Here is a 24,315-nt window from a genome sequence, read left to right on the forward strand (position 1 = left end):
ACGGCCACCGGGAAAGACCCATTTATTGGCCATAAAAACATGGCTGTCGGCGCGGCGGCCCATCAGGACTTCAAGGTTCCGTCCGCCGCGCGTCAGGATCAGGGTCGCCGCATCGCGGGGGCGTTGGCGGCTCCCGACGTTGGCGGCGTCCCGCAGGTCCATCTGGGCGTCGAACGGTTCGCTCACTTGCGCTTGCCCTTGCGGACGCCTTTCAGGCCGCCCAGAGGCTTGCCGCCGTTGCGGGCGCGGGCGGACTTGCCCTTGCCATTGCCCTTGAAGCTGCCACCCTTCTGGTTGCGGCCACGCATGCCCAGACGCGGCATGGCTGCGTTCGGGTCACGCGGGGCCGGATCCGACATCATCTGGAACACCAGACCGCCGGTGATCGGCGTGGCCTCGGCCAGCAGCACCTCGACATTCAGGCCCAGCGGATAACGCTTGCCCGACCGCTCGCCCACAAGGGCGTGGGTGCGGTCGTCGTGGACGAAATATTCGTCACCCAGCGAAGACACCGGCACCAGACCGTCCGCGCCCGTTTCGTCCAGACGGATGAACAGGCCAAAGCGGGTGACGCCCGTGATGCGGCCCGTAAACACGGCCCCCACGCGGTCCTCGAGGAAGGCGGCGATATAGCGGTCCATCGCCGCACGTTCCGCCGCCATCGAGCGGCGCTCGGTGTCGGTGATGTGCTCGGCGATCCCTTCCAGTTCGGCCATCTCGCGGTCGGTCAGGCCGTCATCGCCAAAGCCGTTCGCGCGGATCAGGCCACGGTGGACCATCAGGTCGGCATAGCGGCGGATCGGCGAGGTGAAGTGGGCATAGCGGTCGAGGTTGAGGCCGAAGTGGCCCACGTTCGACGGCGTATAGAAGGCCTGCATCTGGGTGCGCAGGACCACTTCATTGACGACCTCGGCATGCGGGGTGTCCTTGATCTCGTCCAGCAGCTTGTTGAAGCGCTTGGTGGTCGGGGCCTCGCCCTTGGCCCAGCTCTTGCCGATGGTGTGCAGGAAGTCGGACAGGTTGAAGATCTTTTCCTGACTGGGCGTCTCGTGAACGCGGTAGATCAGGGGGATGCGCGCCTTTTCCAGCGTTTCGGCGGCGCAGACATTGGCCTGCACCATCATCTCTTCGATCAGGCGGTGCGCTTCCAGCGACTGGCGCGGCAGGATGGCCTTGATGCCGCCGTCGGGCGACATCTGCACGCGGCGCTCAAGGCTCTCGATGGCCAGAGGGGCGCGGCGCTCGCGGCCCTTCAGCATACAGGCATAGGCGTTCCACAGCGGATACAGGATCGTATCCATGATCGGGCCGGTGGTGTCGTCCGGCTGGCCGTCAATGGCGGCCTGCGCCTGTTCGTAGGACAGCTTGGCGTGCGACCGCATCAGGCCGCGCGTGAATTTGTGGCCGATCTTGGTGCCGGTTTTGTCGAACACCATCCGCACCGCCATTGTGGCGCGGTTCTCGCCCTGTTTCAGGCTGCACAGGCCGTTCGACAGCACTTCCGGCAGCATGGGTTCCACGCGGTCGGGGAAGTAGGTCGAGTTGCCCTTGGCGCGGGCCTCGCGGTCCAGCGCCGTGTTCGGGCGCACATAGGCGGCAACGTCGGCGATGGCGACCCAGACCACCCAGCCGTCAGGGTTTTTCTCATCGGTGTCGCGCTCGGCATAGACGGCGTCGTCGTGGTCGCGCGCGTCCTGCGGGTCGATGGTGACGAAGGGGATGTGGCGCAGGTCCTCGCGGCCCTTGAGGGACGGCAGTTCCTGATTGTTCGCCTCGTCCTCGACGGCCTGCGAGAAGCCGACGGGGATGTTGTTCTGATAGATGGCGATGATGGAGGCGGCGCGGGGATCGTCCTCACGGCCGATGTGTTCTAGCACCTTGCCGCGCTTGGGACCGTAACGGCCCTCGCGCTTCTCGGCGGCGGCCAGAACCAGATCGCCTTCCTTCAATCCCTCGGCCAGAGCGGCGGGGATGACGAGGAATTCCTTGTCCTTCTTGTCCACCGGCTCGATGCGGACCTCGCGGTGGCCCTTGCGGACCACGCCCAGCATCTTGGTGCCTTCGGAGTCCAGCTTCTTGACCATGCGGGCTTCATAGCCATCGGCCACACGGCTGAACTTGACCAGAAGGCGGTCGCCCAGAGCAGGGGCCGGACCACGGCGGTCCTTGTCGGCCACCAGCACAGCCTGAGGCGCATCGGCGTCACCCTTGACCAGCTGGACGATCATCTCGCCGTCGTCGGTGCGGGCTACCACATCGACCACGCCGACGGGGGGCAGGGTGCCGGCCTCGGCAAAGCCCTTGCGGCCGCGCTTGCCGAGTTTGCCCTCGGCCTCCAGCTCACGCAGCATTTCGCGCAGCATGCGCCGTTCCACGCCCTTCAGGCCAAAGGCACGGGCGATGTCGGATTTCTCGGCCTCTCCGGCTTCGCGCAGGAAGGCGAGGAGGGTGTCTTTATCGGGGAGGCCCGCGGTCGGGCGCTTGGGAGTTTTAGCCATTACGCCCTCAATAACGCGCTTTTCGATGAAAAGGTGAAAACTTGCACAAGTTGACCGCGAAGCCTGACGGCTTCAGCCTGCGGTCACTATCCTTTTCGGAGCCAGAATTCCCATGTCGCTGACCGACACGCCCTCTTTGTCCCGTCCTTCGAAGTCGCTGCTGGACCTGATCGGCAACACGCCGATGGTCGAGGTGACCAAGCTGGATACCGGCAAGTGTCGCCTGTTGATCAAAATGGAAAGCCAGAATCCGGGCGGCTCCATCAAGGACCGTATCGCCCTGAACATGATCGAAGCGGCCGAGCAGTCGGGCCTGCTGCAACCGGGCGGCACCATTGTGGAAGCCACCGCCGGTAACACCGGCCTGGCGCTGACGCTGGTCGGAAAACAAAAGGGTTACAACGTCTTGCTGGTTATTCCGGACAAGATGTCGAAGGAGAAAATCCAGCACCTGCGCGCGATGGGCGCCGATGTTCGCCTGACCCGTTCGGACGTTCCGCACGGCCATCCGGAATATTACACCGACATGGCCGAGCGTCTGGCCCAGCAGATTCCGGGGGCCTATTACGTCAACCAATTCGCCAACGACGCGAACTCCGAAGCCCACTTCAAATCGACCGGACCGGAGATCTGGGAACAGACCGGAGGCGACATTGACGCCTTTGTGGCCGGTATCGGATCGGGCGGCACCATCACCGGTATCGCACGATATCTAAAGTCAAAGGGCTCCAAGGCAGAAATTCTGTTGGCTGACCCTGTCGGTTCGGGCCTTGCGGGAATCGTCAACGAAGGCAAACCGGGCCCTGACGGCTCCTATACGGTCGAGGGTATCGGGCAAAACTTTGTGCCCGACACCGCTGATATCGGCCTCGTGGACAAAGCCTATTCTATCCCTGACGCTGAATCGATCGCCACCGCGCGCGAGCTTCTGCTGAAGGAAGGTATTCTGGCGGGCTCGTCTTCGGGCTGCCTGATTGCGGCGGCAATCCGCTGGTGCAAGGAGCAGACAGAGCCCAAGACCATCGTCACCTTCGTGTGCGACACCGGCGCCAAGTATCTGTCCAAGGTCTATAACGACACCTGGCTGGCCGATCAGGGCCTGACCGAGCGCGAGATCAAGGGCAACCTGTCGGACCTGATCACCCGTAAATACGAAAAGGGCGATGTGGTCGTCGTCGGTCCGGAAGACACCATCGACACCGCCTTCAAGCGTATGCGCGGCAGCGACGTGTCGCAGCTCCCGGTTATTCAGGACGGCCGTCTGGTCGGCATCGTTGACGAAAGCGACATCGTGCACCTGATGAACACCGACGAGATCACCCGCAAGGAGCGTTTCGCCAAACAGGTGAACACCGCCATGACGCGCGATCTGGACACGGTGCAGGTCAGCGAGGACCTCGACGCCCTGATCCCGCTGTTTGATCGCGACCGCGTGGCCATTGTGCTGGACGGCGAGAAGTTCGTGGGCCTGATCACCCGCGCCGACCTGATCAACCACCTCAGCCTGAACCGTTAAGCTTATGACTGAAAAGAAAAATCATCAGGGCTTTTCGACCCGCGCCATCCATGCGGGGCAGGAGCCTGACCCCACGACCGGCGCGGTGATGGTGCCGATCTACGCCACCTCGACCTATGCGCAGGAAAGCCCAGGCGTGAACAAGGGCTTCGAGTACGCCCGCGGCAAGAACCCTACACGCATGGCGTTCGAGGCCTGTATCGCGGACCTTGAGGGCGGCGTTCAGGCCTTTGGTTTCGGCTCTGGCATGGCGGCGACCTCGACGGCGCTGGAACTGCTGGAGGCCGGATCGCACATCGTCACGGGCGACGACCTGTACGGTGGTTCGTGGCGCTTGTTCGAGCGTGTGCGCCGTCGCTCGATGGGTCTGGACTTCAGCTATGTGGACCTGAGCGATCTTGCGGCGGTCGAGGCGGCCATCACCGAAAAGACCCGCATGCTGTGGGTCGAAACGCCGACCAATCCGATGATGAAGCTGGCCGACATCGCCGCTCTGTCGAAGATCGCCAAGGCGCACAACCTGATCCTCGTGGTCGATAACACCTTCGCCTCGCCCTATTGCCAGCAGCCGCTGGCGCTGGGCGCGGACATCGTCATGCACTCGGCGACGAAGTACCTGAACGGCCACTCGGACGTGGTCGGTGGTGTGCTGATCGCCAAGACGCCGGAAATGGCGGCCGAACTGAAGTTCCTGCAGAACTCCATCGGCGGCGTTATGGGCCCGTTCGACGCGTTTCTTGTGAACCGTGGCCTGAAAACGCTGGCGCTTCGCATGAAGGCGCACTGCGACAACGCCCTGAAGCTGGCCCAGTGGCTGGAAAACCGCGAGGGCGTGAAGAAGGTCATCTATCCGGGTCTGGAAAGCCACCCGCAGCATGAGCTGGCCAAGGCCCAGATGACGGGCGGTTTCGGCGGCATGGTGTCGGTGGTGATCGACGGCGATCTGGAACGTACCAAGCGCGTTCTGGAGCGCGTTCGCGTGTTCACGCTGGCGGAATCGCTGGGCGGTGTCGAAAGCCTTGTGAACCATCCGGCCATCATGACCCACGCCTCCATCCCCAAGGATGTGCGCGAGGCCAGCGGCGTGACCGACAGCCTGATCCGCCTGTCGGTGGGCGTCGAGGACATCGACGATCTGATCGCCGATCTGGATCAGGCCCTGTCCTGATCCTGACATCTGTGTGATGCTTCAAGGGGCCGGGGTTCACGAAAGGAACTCCGGCCCCTAGTCTTTAGGGATGCTGCAATACGACGCCCTGCGCGCCCGATTAGCCGAATATCCCACTGCCGAAATGGCAGTCGGTCTCCTTATCCTCGCCCTGATTGCCTTTATTGCCGACTTTGTTGTCAGGCGTCTGCTGACGCGTGTCCTGCTCAAGATCGTCGGGCTGAAGACGGATGATCTGGATGTGCTGCTGCGTCCTGTGGTGCGCAATCTGGCGCGGGTTGTCCCCTCGCTGGTGATCCAGTTCGGCATTGGCTCTGTACCGCATCTGGCACCGGTCGCGGCCAATCTGATCCGCAATGTCGCGGGGGCGTTCACGATTGTGGCCGTTGTGCTGGCGATCGCCAGCGCGCTGGACATGGCCAATGCCCTGTATAACCGCACCGAACGCGCGCACCGCAAGAGCATCAAGGGCTATTTGCAGGTGGTGAAGCTGGTCTTCTTTGCCATTGCCACCATTCTGGTGATCGCCACCCTGATCGACCGTTCGCCGCTGCTGCTGCTGTCGGGCCTGGGGGCGCTGGCGGCGGTGCTGATGCTGGTGTTCAAGGATACCATCCTGTCGCTGGTGGCGTCGGTCCAGCTGAACTCGAATGACATGCTGCGGGTCGGCGACTGGATAGAGATGCCCCAGATGAGCGCCGACGGCGATGTGATCGACATCGCGCTCCACACGGTCAAGGTTCAGAACTGGGACAAGACCATCACCACCATCCCGACGTGGCGACTGATCAACGAACCCTACAAGAACTGGCGCGGGATGCAGGACAGCGGTGGCCGCCGCATCAAGCGTTCACTGCTGATAGATCAGAACAGCGTGCGCTTTCTGACAACCGAAGAGCGCGAGAAAATGCGCCGTATCATGCTGATCGACGACTATCTGGCGACCAAGGCGCAGGAGCTGGATGACTGGAACCGCCAGTTGGTGGAGAGTGGCCGCGATCCGGTGAACACGCGCCGCGCGACCAATCTGGGCACCTTCCGCGCCTATGTGCAGCACTATCTGAAAAACCACCCGCGCATCAGCCAGCATATGACGCAACTGGTCCGGCAGATGGCCCCTACAGAGAGGGGCCTGCCGCTGGAAATCTACTGCTTCACATCGACAACGGCGTGGGCGGGCTATGAGGCCATTCAAGGCGATATATTCGATCACCTGCTGGCGATCCTGCCGGAGTTCGGTCTCAGGTTGGCCCAGCAACCGACAGGGGCCGATATGGCTGCCGTGTTCAAGGCATTGGGCCGCGAGGCCTAAAAAAAGGGGGCCTGTCGGCCCCCTTTTCCATGATCAGAAGCTGTAGGTCAGGCCAGCGACCACGCTGTCCTTGTGGGCCTTGACCGGAATGTCGGCGTCGGTGCCGTGCCAGCGCACGTCCACGCCCAGCTTCGGCGTGATGGCATAGGTGGCACCGATATTGGCGCCGACATAGCTGACGTTGTTTTCCTGATCGCGGTAACCGATCTCGCCCGAGACCGACAGGGTGCGGGTCAGCGGATACGCGGCATAGGCCGACACCCAGACCCACTCTTCGGTCACGCCCAGACCGTCCGGCGAATATTCGGCACGCAGGCGGGTGCGGGTGGTACCGAAGGTGCGGGTCAGGTCGATCTTGGCTTCATAGGTTTCGTCGTCGAAACCGGCGTTGGCATCGACCAGCGCCTTGTAGCTGACCTGGAAGTCACCGTTCCAGCCGAGCACTTCCTGACGGATGCCGGTGAAGGCCGCCAGACCGAGGTCGGCACCGCCCATGTCCAGCGTCTCATAGGCGGCCTGCGCGTAGAAACGGTTGCTGTCGGAGTTCCAGGTGCCGCGACCCCAGGTATAGGCCTTGCCTTCGGACTTGGAGATGTCGCGTTGGCGGTTGTCCGAACCTGCGCCGACGGCGAAGTTGAAGGTGCCGGACTGGGCTTGGGCGACGCTGGCCGGAGCCGCAGCGGCGGCTGCGAGGGCAAGGGCGATCAGGGTGGAATGCAGGCGCATGGGTACTCCGCGGTACTGAAATGGACGCGCGGGGTAGCTTTGCTGTTGTTTCAACACAACCTGTTGAAACTACTTAAAAATGGAAACGGCCCCCGAAGGAGCCGTCTGTAATGGTCAGAAGGCGTAGGCGACGGTTGCGACCAGCGCATCCTTGTATTGTTCGCCCGGCTGTTTGGCGTCGGTGCCGTGATAGCGCAAGTCCAGTTCCAGATCCCGGGTCAGCAGGTAGGAGACGCCGACATTGTAGCCGGTGTAGCTTACGGAGTTGGTCTGGTCGCGATAGCCCAGCTCGGCGCTGGCGTTCAGCTTTTCGGTCAGGTCCCAGCCCGCGCGGGCCGACACCCACGTCCATTGCTTCACCGAGCCTGCGCCGTCGGGCGAGTGCTGCAGGCGCAGTCGCGCACTGGCCGGACCGATGGAACGCTTCATATCGGCGGTGAACTCCCACGCATCGTCATCGACGCCCGGATTGGAATCCAGACGCCATTTGTGCGTGGCGTTCAGGTCGAAATCGAAGCCTGCCCATTGCGGACGGATGCCGCCGCCAATCTCGACCTCGACATTGGAGCCATTGCTCTTGATCGTCTCGAAGGCAGGTCCGGCATAGAAGAAGCCGTCGGCGCTGACCCACAGGGCCTCGCCCCAGACAAAGGGATTGCCGTCAGACTTCGAGGCGTCCTTGGAACGGTTGTCGGTACCGGCTCCGATGCTGACGTCCCACGACTGGGCCTGGGCGGTGGCGGGCAGGGTGAGGGCGGCTGCCAGCAGGGCAAACGACAGGGGGGAGGCGTTCAGGCGCATGGGGGCTCCAAAGCGTCGAGAATAGGATGTGCGCGGGTTAACGCCGTTTTGTGTCAAATTGCGAACAGGCGATTGAAAATTCGTCCGTCAACCGAGCGACCAACTGTGCCGTGGGCAGGACATCATGGATGGCACCCACGCCATGACCGGCAGACCAGACGGTTTTCCAGGCCCGCGCCTCGTCACCCATATCCAGCTTGTGTTCAGGCAGGGTGCGCGGATCGATGCCGTTATCAACCAGGGATTTGGTCATGAAGTTGGCGGGAATGCCCGAGACAGCGGGGGTGTGGACAATGTCCGTCGCGCCGCTGTCGATGATCATCTGCTTGTAACGCGCATCGGCCTGTGCCTCGGCCGTGTTGATGAAGCGGGTGCCCATATAGGCGAAGTCGGCCCCCATCATCAGGGCCGCCGCCACGTCCTGTCCGGTGGAAATCGCGCCCGCCAGAATGATGGTCCCGTCATAGAAGCTGCGGACCTCGTTGATCAGGGCGAACGGGTTGATGATGCCCGCATGGCCGCCGGCCCCGCCCGATACGAGAATAAGACCGTCCACGCCCGCCTCGGCGGCCTTTTGCGCGTGGCGCACGGTGGCGATGTCATGGAACACCTTGCCGCCATAGCCCTGAACCGCCTTCACCACATCGGCCACGGCCCCCAGCGAGGTGATGACCAGCGGCACCTCTTCCTCGATGGTGACGGCAAGGTCGGCCATCAGGCGGGCATTGGTGTTGTGAACGATGTGGTTGACGCCAAAGGCCGCCGCATCGGGGTTAAGCCGCGACTTGATGTCCTTCAGCCAGTCCCGATAGCCCTCGGTCGTGCGCTGGTTCAGCGACGGGAAGGTGCCGATCACCCCGCTGTTGCACGCTTCGACCACCAGATCCGGCCCGGACACCAGAAACATCGGCGAAACGATCACGGGCAGTTTCAGCCCTTTTTGCAATGATGCGGGAATGGTCATGCGAGGGCTCCGTAGTTCTACACCTTTACGGGTAACACGATGATCCCGACGCGCAACGGCTGAGATCAAGTTGGACCGGGCGGACCTGAATCGCGGGCCGGATACGCAAAAGAACAAAAGCGCTGGGGATATGTGCCCCGCCTGACAGGGCGTTGATGAAATCCCTATTGTTAAGCTTAAATATGACCCATATGTGTATGATTTATCTGTAAAAATCTAGTTTGAGTAATGTCCGGTCTTTCCTGGCTTCTGAAGCCGTCGTTCAGCCATCGTATCCGTCGCCGCCAATATTGGCTGGGCGTATTGGTTTGGCAGATTGCAATCAACCTGAGTGTCGTCGCGCTGTCGATTGCAGCGAATCTCACCTATCTGCCCAAGCCTCTCGCTGGGCAGTTGGCTTTGATAGCCGTGATCATCGCCTGTGCTGCGGCGTGGATCTATGCGCTGGTCATGTTCGTCTCATTGATCGTGAGACGCCTGCATGATCTGAACAAGTCCGGCCTGTGGGGGCTGTTGATGATGGTCCCGTTTGTGTGCGCTATCGTGTTCATCGGTCTGGGCGTTTTGCCCGCGAAGTCCGGCCAGAACAATTTCGGCCCGCGCCAGTATCCGTTTGATGACGGTGCCGAAGGGCAGGCTGCCGCGCTTTAGGTAAGCGTAACGATCACCTCCGACAGCTCTATCGCTTGCGAACTGTTGGAGGTGAGCGATCTTGGCGAACGGGATTTATGAACCGCCTCGTTTGCCGATCACGGCAATGATTTGAACCTGAAGCCGTCTCATCCTATGTGGTGATCCAAATTTGTTGCGTCATTGGCAGGCTGTTTGGCCGCGCGGCGCATAACACGATCAGATAGACGGTATTCCATGTCGCACTACACAGACGGCCTGTCGCAGCTCGGTACGCAGATCGCGGCCCCGACCAATCCCGAAGAGGCCGTGCTGGAGCGGGTGCCGAACCCGCACAACGACACGATGTATGTCGCGCGCTTCACCGCGCCCGAGTTCACCAGCCTGTGCCCCGTGACGGGCCAGCCGGACTTTGCCCACATCGTCATCGACTACATTCCCGGTGACTGGCTGGTCGAGTCCAAGTCGCTGAAGCTGTACCTGACCTCGTTCCGCAATCACGGTGCTTTCCACGAGGACTGCACCGTCTCGATCGGCCGTCGCCTGAACGACCTGCTGCAACCCAAGTGGCTGCGTATCGGCGGCTATTGGTATCCGCGCGGCGGTATCCCGATCGACGTGTTCTGGCAGTCGGGTCCGGCACCGGAAGGCGTATGGATCCCCGAGCAGGGCGTGCCGACCTATCGCGGTCGCGGCTGATGCGCGCCTGCGCCGTCACGATGCGGAGCGTGCGATGATCGAGCGGTTCGGCTGGTCGGATCATTTCGCCAAGGCCTTTGAAGACAAATACGCGCGTTCCGGCTTCATCGCCGGACGCGTCGTGCTGCAGCAACGCGGCAGCTATACGGTCGTCACCGAAGACGGTCCCGTAACGGCGCGCCCGACGGGCCGCCTGCTGCACGAGGCCGATGATATCGGCCAGCCGTGCGTGGGCGACTGGGTGGCGCTTCTGATGGATGAACAGGCCGGTATCGGCACGGTCCAGGCCATCCTGCCACGCAAATCGGCACTGGTACGCCGTGCCATCGAGGATGCCTCGCGCGCGACCCAGATCATCGCCGCCAATGTCGATGTGGCCTTCATCGTCACCTCGCTGAATGCCGACATGAATCCGCGCCGCATCCAGCGCTATCTGGCCGCCGTGCGCCAGAGCGGGGCGCGGCCGGTGGTGGTGCTGACCAAGGCCGATCTGGTCGAGGATGCAGACGACCGGATCGCGGAGATCAAGGAACTGGACAGCGGCATCGCCGTGGTGCCGGTATCGGCGCGCACGGGCGAGGGGCTGGATGATTTCCTGTCGCACGTTCAGCTGGGCCAGACCTGCGTGCTGATCGGATCAAGCGGTGTGGGCAAGTCTACGCTGGTGAACACCCTGCTGGACGAGGACCGCATGGTCACCCGTGAGGTGCGCGAGACCGACGATCAGGGCCGTCACACCACCAGCCACCGCGAACTGATCGTGCTGCCGTCGGGCGGCATGCTGATCGACACGCCGGGCATCCGCGAGGTCGGCCTTCTGGACAACGAGGAGGGCGTGGCCGAGGTCTTCGACGATGTCGAAGAGCTGATGACGCAATGCAAATTCAGCAATTGCAGTCACGTCAGCGAGCCGGGCTGTGCCGTTCAGGCCGCGATGAAGTCGGGCGAACTGACACAGGATCGCTGGACGCATTTCGTGCAACTGCGTCTGGAAATGGCCGAGGCCAAGGAAAAGATCGACCGTGTGGCCCGCGACGCGGAAAAACGCCGTCTGGCCGCCTCGCAGAAACACTATCGCGCGACCAAGCGGAACTATCGCGGGTCCAAGGAATAAGGACAGGTACGGGCGAGCCGCGCCCGTACCAAAGCCTTCAATAAGCCTGCTTGCGCCCGTAACGGGTTCGACGGACTTAAAGTCAGGAAAGACACCCCAAAATGACCGCCTATACGATTGTCATCACCACTGCGACCGAGGGTAACGAGAACGCCGAGGTCAACACCCTGACCGACGAGTTCGCCAATGAATCCGAAGTCATCGGCTATTCGCGCCGTCTGGCCGAAGAGCTGGTCGAGCTGGCCGAAGAACTGCAGCTGGAGTTCGATTACAGCAGCGTCGGCCTGTACAAGGGTGACGTGATCGACGAGGACCTGACGCCGGAGCACGAGACCTTCCTGGGTCTGTGGGTGCTGGACGCTGAAGGTGCCGAGTACGTCACCGCCGAGGAATTCGCCGCCGAAGAGGCTGGCGGGGAAGAAGCCTGAGCCCAAGGGCTTTCAGGAACGGGTCGCAGTATGAAACTGCGGCCCGTTTTTCATGCCTGCGATCGCCTGATGCGATCAGGGCAGTATTTCCACCCGCTGGTCAACGGTCGGGCGGGGGCGTTCCAGCGGGGCCTCGGGCAAGGTGCCGATGTGGATGAAACCGGCGACTTTTTCACCGGTCTTCACGCCCAGAACATCCAGTGCCTCGGCATCGAAACTGTACCAGTCGGTGATCCAGCTGGCGCTATAACCCAGCGCATTGGCGGCGTGTTCGATGTTCATGCACACCGCGCCTGCCGAGAGTTCCTGTTCCCAGACGGGGACCTTGTGGCCGTGCACAGGGCTGGAGACGACAAGGATGGTCAGCGGCGGATTGGCCAGCTTCGACAGCACCGCTTTGCCCTTTACCGGATCAGGCAGGCGTTCGGTCATGGCCGTGAGATTTGCGACAATATCGGCCCGGGTCTGCGGGCCGAGGACGACCAGTCTCCACGGTGCCAGTTTGCCGTGGTCGGGCGTACGCAGAGACAGCGACAGAAGCGTTTCCAGCTCTTTGCCGGAAGGGGCCGGAGCGGCCAACTGCTGTGCGGGTGCAGAGCGGCGGATGGCCAGCCGGTCAAGCAGCTCTTGCGAACGGACGGGCAGGGTAAGCGCGGGCGATTGAATGTCGGTCATGACTGACAGCTAGGAAATGCAGACGTCAGTTACCATATCAAAGTCATAAGAAAGATCGGCGACGACACGATCAAAGAACCGTTTCAGCCAGCGTAAACTGGTGTCGCGCGCGGCGGCAGCGTAAGATGGGGGCTGACGAAGGACGAAGCATGGCCAAGTTGGAAATCGTATCTCCCACCAAGGGACCGGACCCCAAGGGCGTTTGGGTTTCGCTGCGCCGTGCCGCAGAGGATGCTGCGCGCGCTGAGCCGCAACTGGCCTCGCATCTGAATTCGGTAATTCTGTCGCACGAGGATCTGGCGGGTGCGCTCAGCTTTCAAATCGCCCGCAAGCTGGGTGATTCCGAGCTGGGAGCTATGACGGTTCGCGAGGTCGCGTTGGCGGCCATGACGTCTGACCCGTCGATTATCCGTGCTGCCGAAGCCGATCTGCTGGCGGTGGAGGAACGTGATCCGGCGATCCGCACGCTCCTGCAACCCTTCCTGTATTTCAAAGGCTATCAGTCGCTACAGGCGTGGCGCGTGGCGCACTGGCTGTGGGAAGAAGGCCGCGATACCCTGGCCTTCCATTTCCAGAGCCGCATTTCCGAATTGTTCCAGTTGGATATCCATCCGGCGGCCAGGATCGGGTCGGGCGTCTTTATCGACCACGGCACCGGCATTGTGATCGGTGAAACGGCTGTCGTCGGCGACGAAGTGTCCATGCTGCACGCGGTAACGCTGGGCGGTACGGGGGCCGAGCGGGGCGACCGTCACCCCAAGATCGGACGTGGCGTGCTGCTGGGAGCCGGTGCCAAGGTACTGGGCAATATCGAAATCGGTGATTACGCCAAGGTCGCTTCCGGTTCGGTGGTGCTGAAGCCCGTTCCAAGCGGTTGTACTGTTGCGGGTGTTCCGGCCCGTCTGGTCAACTGTCCGACCGAGGCTTCGCCCGCCCGCACGATGGACCACACCCTTGCGGATGTGGTCTATGACTATGTGATCTAGTGACCCGTGTTCGTCGCGTCCCTGTGGACGCGGCGATATGCAGGCTTTTCTTCCGCCTGCCTGACCTTTAGGTTCCGCCGCTAACGTTTAACCGAGGCCATCCCCGTGAAAGAATCCGATCTCAAGCGCGTCGAGACCCACCTGAAGCGCACCTTCAACCACGGTGGTATCAAGGTGAAGGCCCGTAAAGTGGCCGACTCCGCCGAGGTTTATGTCGATGACGAGTTCGTCGGCGTGGTGTTCGAAGACGAAGACGAAGCCGGCTCGTTCATGTTCGAAATGGCCATTCTGGCGGAAGACCTCGAAGACTGAGGTCTTCGTCTCTGACGGAATAGGAAAGGGCCGGTGGCGTTTGCCACCGGCCCTTTCTGTATTTCGGTACGCGACTTATTTTTTGCCGAGGAAGATGCGGGCAAACCAGCCGGGCTTTTTGGCTTCGGGCGTGGCCACAGTGCCGGTCGAAACGGGTTCCGGCGTCGGCTCATTGGCGGTGGCGACCAGTTTCGGTTCGGGAACCGGGGTCTGGGTCGGGGTGGGTTTGCCATCCTTGCCGTCGCCAGATTCCGGGGCGGCGACCAGGGCGGCGGGTTTTTCTTCTACCGTAGCTGCCAATTCGCTTTTGGGTGCGGCCTTGGACTTGGTGCCGGTGGTGCGAGCCTTGGCCGCAGCAGGGGCCTTGGCGGCGGCGGGTTTCTTGGTGGCGGCAGCCTTGCCTGCAGCGGGTTTGGCGGCGGTTGCCTTGGGTGCCGCAGCCTTGGTGGCAGGGGCCTTGGCCGCAGACGGTTTCTTGGCGGCGGTCGACTTTGGTGCCGCAGCCTTGGGCGCTGCTGCGGGTTTGGCCGCGGCGGTTTTTGCAGCCGTTGCCTTGGGCGCGGCCTTGGCCTTTGTCGTTTTTACTTCATCCGAAGCCGCTTTTGCGGCAGAAGCGGTCGACTTCGCAGCCGCCTTGGGCTTGGAAGTGGTTGCTGCCGCCTTGGGCGTGGCGGGGTTTTTCGTCGGTGCTTTGGCCATGTGATCCCCAAACCTTGGCTGTCAGTGGCGGGACTCAGTCCACCCGCTTTAATCTTCTGTTGTTATCATATCGTTGGTTTTTGGAAATGTCGGAATCTGCTCTTCAGGTGATTGCCCGCGGTCTGCGCACCCCGGCCGAGGCGGCGGCGGCGGCGATCGACGCCGACGTCCTGCTGGAAGGCGCGACCTATTCGATCCTCGAAGAGGATGAGGACAAGGGCATCTGGCGCATCGACGCCTTCCCCACCACCGACGAGGAAGCCAAGGGCATCGAGGCCCACATGCGCGCCGTCGAGGGTCTGGAAGTGATCGTCGAGAAACTGGCCGATGCGGACTGGCTGGCCATGAGCCTGTCGGGCCTGCCGCCGGTCGAGGCCGGTCGCTTCTTCGTTTACGGCGCGCACGATCAGGGCAAGATTCCCGAGGGCCGCGTGACTCTCAAGATCGACGCCGGTGCCGCCTTCGGTACGGGCCACCACGGCACCACCGTCGGCTGCCTCGAGGCGTTCGACGTACTGCTGGGCAAGGGCGAAACCTTTGAAAAGGTTCTGGACGTCGGCTGCGGCACGGGCGTTCTGGCCATCGCTGCGGCCAAGACCGGCACGCCGATCGCCGTCGGCACCGACATCGACGAGGCCTCGGCCCGCATCGCCAACGAAAACGCCGAGATCAACGACGCCAAGTGCGAGTTCTATTTCGCCAGCGGCCTGAACGACGCCCGCGTCGCCCAGCACATGCCGTACGACCTGGTGTTCGCCAATATTCTGGCCGCTCCGCTGGTGGAACTGGCACCGGAAATCGCCCAGTCGCTGAAGAAGGGCGGCGTGGCCATCCTGTCGGGCCTGCTCAAGACGCAGGAAGAGCGCATCCTCGATGCCTATCGCCCGCTGGGTTTTGTGGTGGAACAGACCATCCACAACGACGCCTGGTCGGCCCTGCAGCTGCGCAAGGCCTAAGGTTCTGGAACGGGGGATTCGGCCCCCGTTTTTTATTGGCTGAAAACCTGCCTTCGCCTCTGGAACCTGTCGTTCGGCAGGCGTAGTCATGGGGCATGAGACAGCATTTCGACGAAACCACCGATCCTTCGTTTGGCGCAAAGCACCTGCCGCTGGTGCGCGCGGAAATGGCAAGGCAGGGCCTCGACGGCCTGCTGGTCCCGCACGAGGACGAGCACCAGAACGAATACCTGCCCGATGCGAACGAGCGTCTGGCGTGGGTGACGGGCTTTACCGGATCGGCGGGCGCGGGCGTGGTGCTGTCGGACAAGGCGGCGGTTTTCGTCGATGGCCGCTATACGGTTCAGGTCAAGGCCCAGACCGACGAGGCCCTGTTCGAGCGTGTGTCGCTGGCGGGGCTGAACGACTGGCTGTCGGCCAATGTGAAGTCCGGTCAGGTGATCGGCTATGATCCGCGTCTGCACAGCCCCGATGCGCTGACGGGCCTGCGTGCCGCCGTTGAAAAGGCCGGTGGTTCGCTGAAGGCAGTCGATGCCAATCCGATTGATCTGGCATGGACCGACCGCCCGAGCCAGCCGCAGGCACCCGTCGTGCCGCACCCCGAAGAATTCTCCGGTGAGAGCGCCGCGTCCAAGCGCGCCCGCATCGGCAAGGACATCGCCGCCAAGGGCGCGGACGCCGCTGTGCTGACCGCCCCGTCGTCGCTGGCATGGCTGTTCAACATCCGTGGCGGTGACGTGATCCGCTCGCCACTGCCGCTGGGGCAGGCGATCCTGCGCGCCGACGGTTCGGCTCGCGTCTTCCTCGATCCGGCCAAGGTGACCGAGGGTCTGCCCGCATGGCTGGGCAATGAGGTGACGCTGGAAGCGCCCGAAGCCCTGCCTGAAGCCCTCGCTTCGCTGTCAGGCCAGAAGGTGGTGATCGACCCGTCGATCTCCTCGGCCTTCTATTTCGAGGCGCTGGAACAGGCGGGAGCCACTATCGTCCGCGCCATGGACCCGTGCGCCATCCCGCGCGCCTGCAAGAACGAGGTCGAGATCGAGGGTAGCCGCCGCGCCCACATCCGTGACGGGGCCGCGCTGACGCGCTTCCTGCACTGGGTCGATACGGTCGCGCAGAAGGAACTGCCCGACGAGCGCGGCGTAGTCGAAGCGCTTGAGCGTTTCCGCGAGGCGACGGGCGAGCTGAAAGACCTGTCGTTCGACACCATCGCCGGTGTCGCCGCCAACGGTGCCCTGCCGCACTACAAGCCGGTTGGGGCCAAGATCCGCAAGATGGAGCAGGGCAGCCTGCTGCTGGTGGACGGCGGCGGCCAGTATCTGGACGGCACGACCGACGTCACCCGCACCATGGCCATCGGTGAAGGCACGGACGAACAGCGCCGCATGTTCACGCTGGTTCTCAAGGGCCACATCGCCATGGCGACCATCCGCTTCCCGCAGGGCGTTTCGGGCATGCATCTGGATGCCATTGCTCGCCAGCATCTGTGGAATGCCGGCTTTGACTATGACCACGGCACGGGCCACGGCGTCGGCTCATACCTCGGCGTCCACGAAGGTCCGCAGCGCATCGCCAACTGGGGCACGACCCAGCCGCTGCTGACCGGCATGATCCTGTCGAACGAGCCGGGCTATTATCGCGAAGGCGAGTGGGGCATCCGTATCGAGACGCTTCAGGTCGTCACCGCGCCGTCGGTGCCGGAAGGCGGCGAGCGTGCCTTCCACGGTTTCGAGCAGCTGACGCTGGCCCCGCTGGACCGCAAGCTGATCGATGTGAACCTGCTGACCCCGCAGGAGCGCCAGTATGTTGACGACTATCACGCCGAGGTTCTGGCCAAGGTCGGTCCGCTGCTGGCCGAGGGCGTGCAGAAGGACGAGGCCGCGCTGGCGTGGCTGAAAGAGCAGACGCGTCCGCTGTAACCGATGCTCTCAGCCATAGCCCTTTTGCTGGCCTGCCAACTGGCGGGCGAGGCGGCCCATCGGTTCCTCGGCGTGCCGATACCGGGGGCGGTCATCGGCATGGGGCTGTTGCTGGCCTATCTGGGGCTTGTGCGTCGTGAGCGCCCGTCACTGGAAGCGGTGACGGGCTGGCTGACGACGCATATGGCCATCCTGTTTGTCCCCGCCGCGGTGGGGGTGATGCAGGAATGGCCGATCCTTAAGGCGCACGGGCTGGCGATCGTGCTGGCGACGGTGGTGTCCACGGTGCTGACGATGGCCGTGACGGCACTGGTGTTCGTATGGGCCATACGCCGATTCAAGCCTGACGAGGGCGGAGCGGAGGAAGGCAGAGTGCCATGAACGATCCCTTCGTGACCCTGTTATGGATGACCGCGACCCTTGTGGTCTTTGCGGGATTTGACCGTCTGTCAAAGCGGTTCGGCCGTCCGCCCCTGCTGCATCCGGTGCTGTGGTCGGTTCCTGTGTTGATCGCGGCCCTGTGGTCGACGCGCACACCCTATGCCGTCTATGCCGATGCGACCCGTTCCATCACCTTCCTGCTGGGTCCGGCGGTGGTCTGTATGGCCGTTCCGATCTGGGCACAGCGGGCGACCATCCGCCGGTTGGCGCTGCCTCTGGCGCTGGCTCTCATGGCAGGATCTCTGACGGCTATCGTTTCGGCTGTAGGGATCGTCTGGGTTTTAGGCGCGCCCGGGGCCGTAATGGCCAGTATGGCACCGCGCGCGGCGACATCGCCCGTCGGCATGGCGGTGGCTGAAACGCTTGGCGGCATTCCGGCGCTGGCGGCGGTGATTATCGTGTTTTCCGGCGTGCTGGGGGCCATGATCGCCACGCCCTTGATGAACGCCATGAGGATGCGGGACTATCGGGTTCGCGGCTTTGCCGTCGGAGTCTCGGCCCACGGCGTCGGCTCGGCCCGGGCCTTTCAGGTCAGCGATGTGGCCGGGGCCTATGCGGGGCTGGGCATGGCGCTGAATGCGGTCATGACGGCGGCACTGCTGTCGATCATCGTCGGCTTGATATGAGGCCATAAAAAGCCCCCGTGGATTACTCCACGAGGGCCTTCGGCATTTTTCCTGAGAGGAAAAGCCTTATTGGACGCGGGTCCAGGTCTGGGTCTTGCACAGCGGGGCGACGATGCAGCCGCGCAGACGCAGGGTGTTGTCATTGGTCATGGTGATGGTGCCGCGATAGGTGCCGCCATCCTCGGGGTTATAGACCGAGCCGCCGCGCCATTCGGTCGGACCGCCGGTGAAGCCGGACAGCATGCGAAGGCCGCGCAGGGTGCGACCGCGCTGGGCCTCGTCCTTGTTCTTGACATCCAGCTGGCCCGGATTTGCGCGGATGGCCGCCGAAGTGACCAGAGTGCCGCACAGGGCATTGCCGCAACGCTCGATGCGGACCTGGCCGCCGTTGGTCGGGGTCTGCCACAGACCGGTCGGATCACCCGCCAGAGCGGGGGCGGCGAGGACGGAGGCGGCCAGAACAGCGGCGGCGAAAATCTTGGTCTTCATGGTGTTCACTCCCAGATCGGATCACGGGGAGAAGGATCCGTTAGCACGCAAGGTGATCCCGGAATGCGATATAAACAAGACCTAAAATCGCGCTGTTTTATGTTTTGAAAACCGTACCTTACGTCAAGATTTGACGGTAATCAGGTCCATGAAGTCGGCTTCGGAAAGCAGCTTCAACCCCAGATGGCGGGCGCGGTCCAGTTTCGAGCCCGCCCCGTTGCCGACCACAACCCAGTCGGTTTTGGCATTGACCGAAGCCATGACACGCGCACCGAAACGTCCTGCAATTTCCTGGGCTTCGGACCGAGAGAAGCGTGACAGTTGGCCCGAGAATACCACCCGCTTGCCCTGCATCGACAAGGGCATGCCGGGAACCGGACGGAACACATCGGAATAGGGTTTGGCGTTCGCGATAGAGCGGGCGCGGGCCTGACGCGGGGCCGAACAGGCCGAATAGCCCGCCGAACTCATGCGACCGATGCCGACCTGCGTGATCTTGGCCAGCTCGTGCAGGTTCGTCGCCTCGCGCAGACGCATGGCCGCCAGCGCGACCTCGGCGCAGACATAGGCATCCTCGCCGGCGTCGTGGTGTTTGAACGCTATGCCCAGATGGTCACCAAGGGCGTTCAGACGCGCCGTCCCCAGTTCGGCCCAGACCCGCTGCGCCACCTTGACGGTGCAGAGATAGTCGAACTCGGGATAGGACAGCGAATAGGCGTCGCAACTGGCGCGCACCACGCTCATGTCAAAGCCCGCATTGTGAGCCAGCACCATGTCACAGGTGCCGATCCGTTCGCGCAGCGAGGCCAGAACGTCGGGGAACTCCGGCGAATCCTCGACCATGTCGGGGGTGATGCCGTGAATGCGGATGTTCACCGGCGCGAACCGCATTTCCGGCGGTCGGATCAGATGGGTCTCGCGATCCACCACGCGACCGTCCTCAATCCACGCCAGACCGATCGAGCATGCGCTGGCGCGACGCTCGTTGGCGGTTTCAAAGTCGATGGCGACGGCACGCATAGCTCAACCCCGATAGATCACCCGATGAGGGCGAGCCATTCGTCCTCGGTCAGAACCTTGACCCCGTGCTTCTCCGCATCCTTCAATTTGGAACCTGCACCGGGACCGGCGACCAAATAATCCGTTTTTTTGGAAACGGAACCCGAGACTTTTGCCCCAAGGCTTTCGGCGCGGGCCTTGGCCTCGCTGATGCGGGTGGTGGTGACCGGGTGGGTCTGCAGGAAGTCCGGGACGCTGTAGCCCCCCTGGTTGCCACGCATCGAGGCGGACATGCGCTCGAAGAAGCCGGCCATGGCATCCACGTCATAGCCGCTGCGGGCCAGGGTGCGGATGCCCAGGCGGTCGGCCTCGGATTCGTTGGAGCGGGTGTAATTGATCTGGCGCTGCTGCATCAACCCCATGCCCGAAGTGATCGCGGCCATGGTGGCGTCACCGGAGGAGTTGCCGCCGGCCTGCTGCGCGGCCACGATCGCGGCAAGCATGCCGAGCAGGATCGGGATCTGGTCGCGCTGTGCGCGCTCGACGCCGCGCAGCACGTGCTGCTGGGTGACGTGGGCGATTTCGTGGGACAGCACCGCGGCGACCTCGTCCTCGCGCTCGGCGGTCAGTACCAGGCCCGCATTGACCCCGATGTAACCGCCCAGGGTCGCGAAGGCATTGATCTGCCGGTCCTTGAGCATGAAGAAGGTGTAGGACTGGCGTGGCTGGGCGCTGTTGGAGCCCAGCCGGGCGCCCATGGTCTGCAGCCAGTCATCGACCAGCGGGTCATCGAGCAGGTACCCATAGTTGCGCAGTTCGCGCAGCATCATCCCGCCGTATTCGGCCTGCCGTGCCGGGGTCAGCAGCTCGCCGGCCGAAGAACCGATGTCCGGCAGCTTGCTTTCCTGGGCCCCGGCCAGCGGTACGGCCAGGGCCAGGGTCAAGGCGGCAGAGAGCAGCAGAGGGCGCAAACGGAGCTCCTGGGGGAAGGCGGACGACAGCGTGACAGGGCCAGTGCAACCTGCAGTTAAACCACAGTGTTGCGACGGTGACGTGGAAAATCCAGCGGACCGCTACCATATACAGACCAACGTTCCGCTGTGGAGTTTCCCGTGAGCCAAGATGCTGTTTCCACCCCCGGTGGCGCTCCCGCCATCACCATCTACTCGACCGCGGTGTGCCCGTACTGCGTGGCCGCCAAGAACTTCCTGAAGAGCAAGGGCCGCGACTGGACGGAGGTCCGGATCGACCTGGACCCTGTCGAGCGCGAGAAGATGATGGCCAAGACCCGCCGCACCAGCGTGCCGCAGATCTTCGTCGGTGAGGTCCATGTGGGCGGCTACGACGACATGATGGCGCTGCACCGTGCTGGCAAGCTGGAGCCGTTGCTGGCCGGGCAGGACCCGGCATGAGCGCGGCCGACGACGGCAGCAAGGACCGTATCGCCGAATTCACCGAGTTCCGCCAGCGCATGAATCAGCGCATCCTGGGCGAACCCAACCAGGTCGTGCGCCGCTTCTTCGCGCTGGACACCCAGACCTACCAGGCCGGCGCGCTGGATGTGAAGACCAAGGAGCTGCTGGGCCTGGTCGCCTCGATGGTGCTGCGCTGCGATGACTGCATCAGCTACCACGTGGCCCAGTGCAAGGACGCCGGCGTGACCCGTGAGGAGTTCTTCGAGACCTTCTCGGTCGGCCTGGTGGTCGGCGGCTCGATCGTGATCCCGCACCTGCGCCGCGCGGTCGATTTCCTGGACCAGCTCGAAGGCGGTGCCGAAGCGCCGGCCGTTCACGAGCATTGAGGTCGGGGCCGACCCGGCCCCACCGAGGTAGAGCCGACCGTTGGTCGGCTGCTTGGGCGCCCCGACGATATCGGCGCCCGGCAGTGCGCTGTTCATGTTCTAGATCCCGTTCCACCGACCAACGGTCGGTGGCTACCCCGTCGTTCAGCCCACCCCTGGTTGCCGGCCAGCGGCCGGCACTACCGATCGCGTGTCTTGAGCACAGCCCCCTTCTGTTGATGGCGGCGCGCCAACGGCGCGGGGAGAGGGGGAATGCGCGGGCAATGCTGCCTTGCCCGCCTAAGACCAATGGCCCATTTGGGGTCCATCGGGCGGGTAAGGCATAATTGCCGATGAAACTTCCCTTGCGCCCGCGCTTCGCGCACCTCACGGATGGCGCTCCCCCCTCGGTTCGGAATACACATCAATGACGCAGAAAATCACGGTCATCCGCGGTGACGGCATCGGCCCGGAGATCATGGACGCTACCCTGTTCGTGCTCGGCAAGCTGGACACCGGCTTTGAATATGAAGACGCCGACGCGGGCCTGGTCGCGCTGGAGAAGCACGGCGATCTGATGCCGGCGGCCACGCTGGAGTCGATCGCACGCAACAAGATCGCGCTGAAGAGCCCGCTGACCACGCCGGTCGGTGGTGGCTTCACCTCGATCAACGTCAGCCTGCGTCGCCACTTCGACCTGTACGCCAACGTGCGTCCGGCGGTGTCCTTCCCGAACACCAAGTCGCGTTTCGGCGACGGCGTGGACCTGATCACCGTCCGTGAGAACACCGAAGGCGCGTACCTGGCCGAAGGCCAGGAAGTGTCGGCCGATGGCGAGACCGCCTTCTCCGGCACCCGCATCACCCGCAAGGGCTCCGAGCGCATCGTGCGCTACGCCTTCGAGCTGGCCCGCAGCACCGGCCGCAAGAAGGTCACCGCCGTGCACAAGGCCAACATCATCAAGTCGACCTCGGGCCTGTTCCTGGCCGTGGCGCGTGAAGTGGCCGCCAAGTACCCGGACATCGAGTTCCAGGAAATGATCGTCGACAACTGCTGCATGCAGCTGGTGATGCGTCCGGAACAGTTCGATGTGATCGTGACCACCAACCTGTTCGGCGACATCATCTCCGACCTGTGTGCCGGTCTGGTCGGCGGCCTGGGCCTGGCCCCGGGCGCCAACATCGGTGAGAACGCGGCGATCTTCGAAGCCGTGCACGGCACCGCGCCGGACATCGCCGGCCAGGGCAAGGCCAATCCGTGCGCGCTGCTGCTGGCCGCCGCACAGATGCTGGACCATGTCGGCCAGGTCGACAACGCCGAGCGCCTGCGCAAGGCCATCGTGGCCACGCTGGAAGCCAAGGACTCGCTGACCGGCGACCTGGGTGGCACCGGCAACACCATGGGCTTCGCCCAGGCCATCGCCAGCCGCCTGTAAGCGGCCGGCGCTCTTGCTGGGTGCTGTCCCAGGCGGTAGCCAGGCAACGCTGCGCATTGTTGAAGACGGGCCGTCCTTGTACGGCCCGTCTGCGTTTTAAAGTGCGGCTTTTCACCGACAGGATTTTTGCAGATGCCTGATGCGGCTGTGTGGGTGGTGGCGGCTGTTGCCGTCTATGCGATTGGCGTAGGCATCTACTTCGTCTTCTGCTGGCCCTGGTCCCGTTCGCAGCGCGCGTTGCGTCGCCTGCGGACGCATGGGGTCTCCATCCGCAACCTGCGGCACAGCGAAGCGCGCGCGCTGCAGTTGATCGAATATCCGGCGGAGGCGCCGGTGTACCGGCTGGAGGGCGCCTGCGCGGAGTTCATCATCAGGGGCAAGAATGGGGCAGCGCATGTGCAGACCCTCGCAGGGGTGCCGGTGAAGTACCCGGCGGGACTGGAACGTGCCGTGCGCGCTGGCAGCAACGCTGCCGAGGTGGTGCCAGGGCGAAAGGACGCGGTGATCGTGCGGCTCAATGGCGTCACGCTGGCGTCGTCGAGTCGAGCCCTGCGCGGCTGATCGTTTACGGGCGCCCAAACGAAAAGCAGTCGTGCCTGGCGCGACTCCACACGAACGGTCTGTTCGAAATCTGCACAGATCATGTGTCACTCCATGGCTGGTTCGTGCGCCATCCGCCTCGCATCCTGTGCCCACTTTCCATCGCACAGGAGTCGTCCCATGAACCTCACGGCCTTCGGCCTGGCCAGCCTGATCGGCATGGCTGCCACCGCTCCGGTTGTTGCCGCTGAACCGTCCCATCCCACCATCCGCCACATGGCGGGTGCCCCGGTGCCCGCCTCGCTCGACGCAGCGAAGACCGCGGTGCTGGTGATCGACTTCCAGAACGAATACTTCGATGCCCGTGCCGCGCCAGGTTTCGCCGGCGGCCGCATGGTCATTCCCGACGGCATGGCCGCACTGCGCCAGACCCGCCGCGTGGTCGACTTCGCCGATGCCCACGGCATCCGCGTCATCCACGTGCAGCATGTGCTGCCGGCGGGCGCGCCGCTGTTCGCGCAGGGGAGTGTCAACGTCGCCTTCCATCGCGACATGCAGCCGCGCAGTGGCGAAACCGTCATCCAGAAGGACAACGTCAGCGT

Annotated in this window: 27 protein-coding genes and 1 pseudogene; 18 read left to right on the top strand and 10 right to left on the bottom strand. The window is 63.4% G+C overall.

From position 1 onward, the window contains the following. Nucleotides 1–186: pseudogene (locus tag B3H86_RS09765) on the bottom strand (NUDIX hydrolase); the annotation flags it as partial. Continuing rightward, nucleotides 183–2,498: a ribonuclease R gene (rnr, locus tag B3H86_RS09770; protein WP_292053362.1), complete on the bottom strand. Its 2,316-nt coding sequence runs from the start codon at nucleotides 2,496–2,498 to the stop codon at nucleotides 183–185. The gene rnr and the pseudogene B3H86_RS09765, both read right to left, overlap by 4 nt. Nucleotides 2,499–2,610: 112 nt before the next feature. On the opposite strand from rnr, the gene B3H86_RS09775 reads away from it, so the two are divergent. The 3 genes from B3H86_RS09775 to B3H86_RS09785 all read left to right on the top strand — a co-directional run bounded on the left by B3H86_RS09775 (nucleotide 2,611) and on the right by B3H86_RS09785 (nucleotide 6,494). Next, the gene (locus tag B3H86_RS09775; protein WP_292053364.1) at nucleotides 2,611–4,014 is read left to right on the top strand and encodes a cystathionine beta-synthase; all 1,404 of its coding nucleotides are present in this window, start codon (nucleotides 2,611–2,613) and stop codon (nucleotides 4,012–4,014) included. A gap of 4 nt (nucleotides 4,015–4,018) precedes the next feature. After that, complete coding sequence (locus B3H86_RS09780) at nucleotides 4,019–5,182, top strand: cystathionine gamma-synthase (protein WP_292053366.1); 1,164 nt, start codon at nucleotides 4,019–4,021, stop codon at nucleotides 5,180–5,182. A 124-nt stretch (nucleotides 5,183–5,306) separates the two neighbouring features. Then, on the top strand, nucleotides 5,307–6,494 hold the full coding sequence (locus tag B3H86_RS09785) for a mechanosensitive ion channel family protein (RefSeq protein ID WP_292053370.1): 1,188 nt from the start codon (nucleotides 5,307–5,309) through the stop codon (nucleotides 6,492–6,494). 33 nt (nucleotides 6,495–6,527) lie between these two features. Here B3H86_RS09785 and B3H86_RS09790 read toward each other — a convergent pair whose 3' ends face one another. From B3H86_RS09790 to B3H86_RS09800, 3 genes are all read right to left on the bottom strand, one after another. Then, nucleotides 6,528–7,220 carry an outer membrane beta-barrel protein gene (locus B3H86_RS09790; protein ID WP_292053372.1) on the bottom strand — a complete coding sequence of 231 codons (693 nt, stop codon included), beginning with the start codon at nucleotides 7,218–7,220 and terminating at the stop codon, nucleotides 6,528–6,530. A gap of 114 nt (nucleotides 7,221–7,334) precedes the next feature. Then, the gene (locus tag B3H86_RS09795) at nucleotides 7,335–8,021 is read right to left on the bottom strand and encodes a TorF family putative porin (RefSeq protein ID WP_292053374.1); all 687 of its coding nucleotides are present in this window, start codon (nucleotides 8,019–8,021) and stop codon (nucleotides 7,335–7,337) included. Between the two features lie 37 nt (nucleotides 8,022–8,058). Then, the gene (locus tag B3H86_RS09800) at nucleotides 8,059–8,985 is read right to left on the bottom strand and encodes an NAD(P)H-dependent flavin oxidoreductase (protein ID WP_292053376.1); all 927 of its coding nucleotides are present in this window, start codon (nucleotides 8,983–8,985) and stop codon (nucleotides 8,059–8,061) included. A 228-nt stretch (nucleotides 8,986–9,213) separates the two neighbouring features. On the opposite strand from B3H86_RS09800, the gene B3H86_RS09805 reads away from it, so the two are divergent. The 4 genes from B3H86_RS09805 (at nucleotide 9,214) to B3H86_RS09820 (ending at nucleotide 11,856) form a co-directional block, all read left to right on the top strand. Then, the gene (locus tag B3H86_RS09805; RefSeq protein WP_292053378.1) at nucleotides 9,214–9,636 is read left to right on the top strand and encodes a DUF805 domain-containing protein; all 423 of its coding nucleotides are present in this window, start codon (nucleotides 9,214–9,216) and stop codon (nucleotides 9,634–9,636) included. A gap of 216 nt (nucleotides 9,637–9,852) precedes the next feature. Further along, nucleotides 9,853–10,314 (top strand): preQ(1) synthase, encoded by a 462-nt coding sequence (gene queF, locus B3H86_RS09810; RefSeq protein ID WP_292053380.1) that lies wholly within the window; start codon nucleotides 9,853–9,855, stop codon nucleotides 10,312–10,314. Nucleotides 10,315–10,348: 34 nt separating this feature from the next. Further along, nucleotides 10,349–11,428, top strand: a complete 1,080-nt coding sequence (gene rsgA / locus B3H86_RS09815; protein ID WP_292053383.1) for a ribosome small subunit-dependent GTPase A — start codon at nucleotides 10,349–10,351, stop codon at nucleotides 11,426–11,428. A gap of 101 nt (nucleotides 11,429–11,529) precedes the next feature. Next, nucleotides 11,530–11,856: a hypothetical protein gene (locus B3H86_RS09820; protein ID WP_292053384.1), complete on the top strand. Its 327-nt coding sequence runs from the start codon at nucleotides 11,530–11,532 to the stop codon at nucleotides 11,854–11,856. Between the two features lie 75 nt (nucleotides 11,857–11,931). Here B3H86_RS09820 and B3H86_RS09825 read toward each other — a convergent pair whose 3' ends face one another. Next, entirely contained in the window at nucleotides 11,932–12,531 is a 600-nt protein-coding gene (locus B3H86_RS09825; protein ID WP_292053386.1) for a nitroreductase family protein, read from the bottom strand. A 149-nt stretch (nucleotides 12,532–12,680) separates the two neighbouring features. On the opposite strand from B3H86_RS09825, the gene cysE reads away from it, so the two are divergent. Further along, complete coding sequence (gene cysE / locus B3H86_RS09830) at nucleotides 12,681–13,517, top strand: serine O-acetyltransferase (protein WP_292053388.1); 837 nt, start codon at nucleotides 12,681–12,683, stop codon at nucleotides 13,515–13,517. Nucleotides 13,518–13,622: 105 nt separating this feature from the next. Then, the gene (locus B3H86_RS09835; protein WP_292053390.1) at nucleotides 13,623–13,829 is read left to right on the top strand and encodes a DUF3126 family protein; all 207 of its coding nucleotides are present in this window, start codon (nucleotides 13,623–13,625) and stop codon (nucleotides 13,827–13,829) included. Between the two features lie 75 nt (nucleotides 13,830–13,904). Here the strand turns inward: B3H86_RS09835 and B3H86_RS09840 are convergent, their stop codons facing one another. Further along, nucleotides 13,905–14,528 carry a hypothetical protein gene (locus tag B3H86_RS09840; protein WP_292053391.1) on the bottom strand — a complete coding sequence of 208 codons (624 nt, stop codon included), beginning with the start codon at nucleotides 14,526–14,528 and terminating at the stop codon, nucleotides 13,905–13,907. An 86-nt stretch (nucleotides 14,529–14,614) separates the two neighbouring features. On the opposite strand from B3H86_RS09840, the gene B3H86_RS09845 reads away from it, so the two are divergent. The 4 genes from B3H86_RS09845 to B3H86_RS09860 all read left to right on the top strand — a co-directional run bounded on the left by B3H86_RS09845 (nucleotide 14,615) and on the right by B3H86_RS09860 (nucleotide 18,470). Further along, complete coding sequence (locus B3H86_RS09845) at nucleotides 14,615–15,484, top strand: 50S ribosomal protein L11 methyltransferase (RefSeq protein ID WP_292053392.1); 870 nt, start codon at nucleotides 14,615–14,617, stop codon at nucleotides 15,482–15,484. A 95-nt stretch (nucleotides 15,485–15,579) separates the two neighbouring features. Next, nucleotides 15,580–17,403 (top strand): aminopeptidase P family protein, encoded by a 1,824-nt coding sequence (locus tag B3H86_RS09850; RefSeq protein ID WP_292053393.1) that lies wholly within the window; start codon nucleotides 15,580–15,582, stop codon nucleotides 17,401–17,403. Between the two features lie 3 nt (nucleotides 17,404–17,406). Continuing rightward, nucleotides 17,407–17,784: a CidA/LrgA family protein gene (locus B3H86_RS09855; RefSeq protein ID WP_292053394.1), complete on the top strand. Its 378-nt coding sequence runs from the start codon at nucleotides 17,407–17,409 to the stop codon at nucleotides 17,782–17,784. Continuing rightward, nucleotides 17,781–18,470 (top strand): LrgB family protein, encoded by a 690-nt coding sequence (locus tag B3H86_RS09860; protein WP_292053395.1) that lies wholly within the window; start codon nucleotides 17,781–17,783, stop codon nucleotides 18,468–18,470. Before B3H86_RS09855 ends, B3H86_RS09860 begins: the two co-directional genes overlap by 4 nt. 66 nt (nucleotides 18,471–18,536) lie before the next feature. Here the strand turns inward: B3H86_RS09860 and B3H86_RS09865 are convergent, their stop codons facing one another. The 3 genes from B3H86_RS09865 to B3H86_RS09875 all read right to left on the bottom strand — a co-directional run bounded on the left by B3H86_RS09865 (nucleotide 18,537) and on the right by B3H86_RS09875 (nucleotide 20,788). After that, the gene (locus B3H86_RS09865; protein WP_292053397.1) at nucleotides 18,537–18,959 is read right to left on the bottom strand and encodes a DUF2147 domain-containing protein; all 423 of its coding nucleotides are present in this window, start codon (nucleotides 18,957–18,959) and stop codon (nucleotides 18,537–18,539) included. A gap of 123 nt (nucleotides 18,960–19,082) precedes the next feature. Then, nucleotides 19,083–19,979, bottom strand: coding sequence for an exonuclease domain-containing protein (locus tag B3H86_RS09870; protein ID WP_292053398.1), 897 nt, complete (start codon nucleotides 19,977–19,979; stop codon nucleotides 19,083–19,085). 17 nt (nucleotides 19,980–19,996) lie between these two features. Continuing rightward, a complete protein-coding gene (locus B3H86_RS09875) occupies nucleotides 19,997–20,788 on the bottom strand; it encodes a M48 family metallopeptidase (protein ID WP_349679854.1) in 792 nt (263 codons plus the stop codon). A gap of 282 nt (nucleotides 20,789–21,070) precedes the next feature. On the opposite strand from B3H86_RS09875, the gene grxC reads away from it, so the two are divergent. The 5 genes from grxC to B3H86_RS09900 form a co-directional block, all read left to right on the top strand. Further along, nucleotides 21,071–21,370 carry a glutaredoxin 3 gene (gene grxC, locus B3H86_RS09880; RefSeq protein ID WP_019185813.1) on the top strand — a complete coding sequence of 100 codons (300 nt, stop codon included), beginning with the start codon at nucleotides 21,071–21,073 and terminating at the stop codon, nucleotides 21,368–21,370. Then, nucleotides 21,367–21,759 (top strand): carboxymuconolactone decarboxylase family protein, encoded by a 393-nt coding sequence (locus tag B3H86_RS09885; RefSeq protein WP_019185812.1) that lies wholly within the window; start codon nucleotides 21,367–21,369, stop codon nucleotides 21,757–21,759. Before grxC ends, B3H86_RS09885 begins: the two co-directional genes overlap by 4 nt. Before the next feature lie 406 nt (nucleotides 21,760–22,165). Further along, a complete protein-coding gene (locus B3H86_RS09890) occupies nucleotides 22,166–23,173 on the top strand; it encodes an isocitrate dehydrogenase (protein ID WP_292053412.1) in 1,008 nt (335 codons plus the stop codon). 132 nt (nucleotides 23,174–23,305) lie between these two features. After that, nucleotides 23,306–23,734, top strand: a complete 429-nt coding sequence (locus B3H86_RS09895) for a hypothetical protein (RefSeq protein WP_292053415.1) — start codon at nucleotides 23,306–23,308, stop codon at nucleotides 23,732–23,734. 159 nt (nucleotides 23,735–23,893) lie between these two features. Continuing rightward, the coding region (locus B3H86_RS09900) for an isochorismatase family protein (RefSeq protein WP_292053417.1) at nucleotides 23,894–24,315 on the top strand (422 nt) is incomplete at its 3' end.

The sequence above is a fragment of the Brevundimonas sp. UBA5866 genome (genome assembly GCF_002432125.1).
Lineage (GTDB): Bacteria > Pseudomonadota > Alphaproteobacteria > Caulobacterales > Caulobacteraceae > Brevundimonas.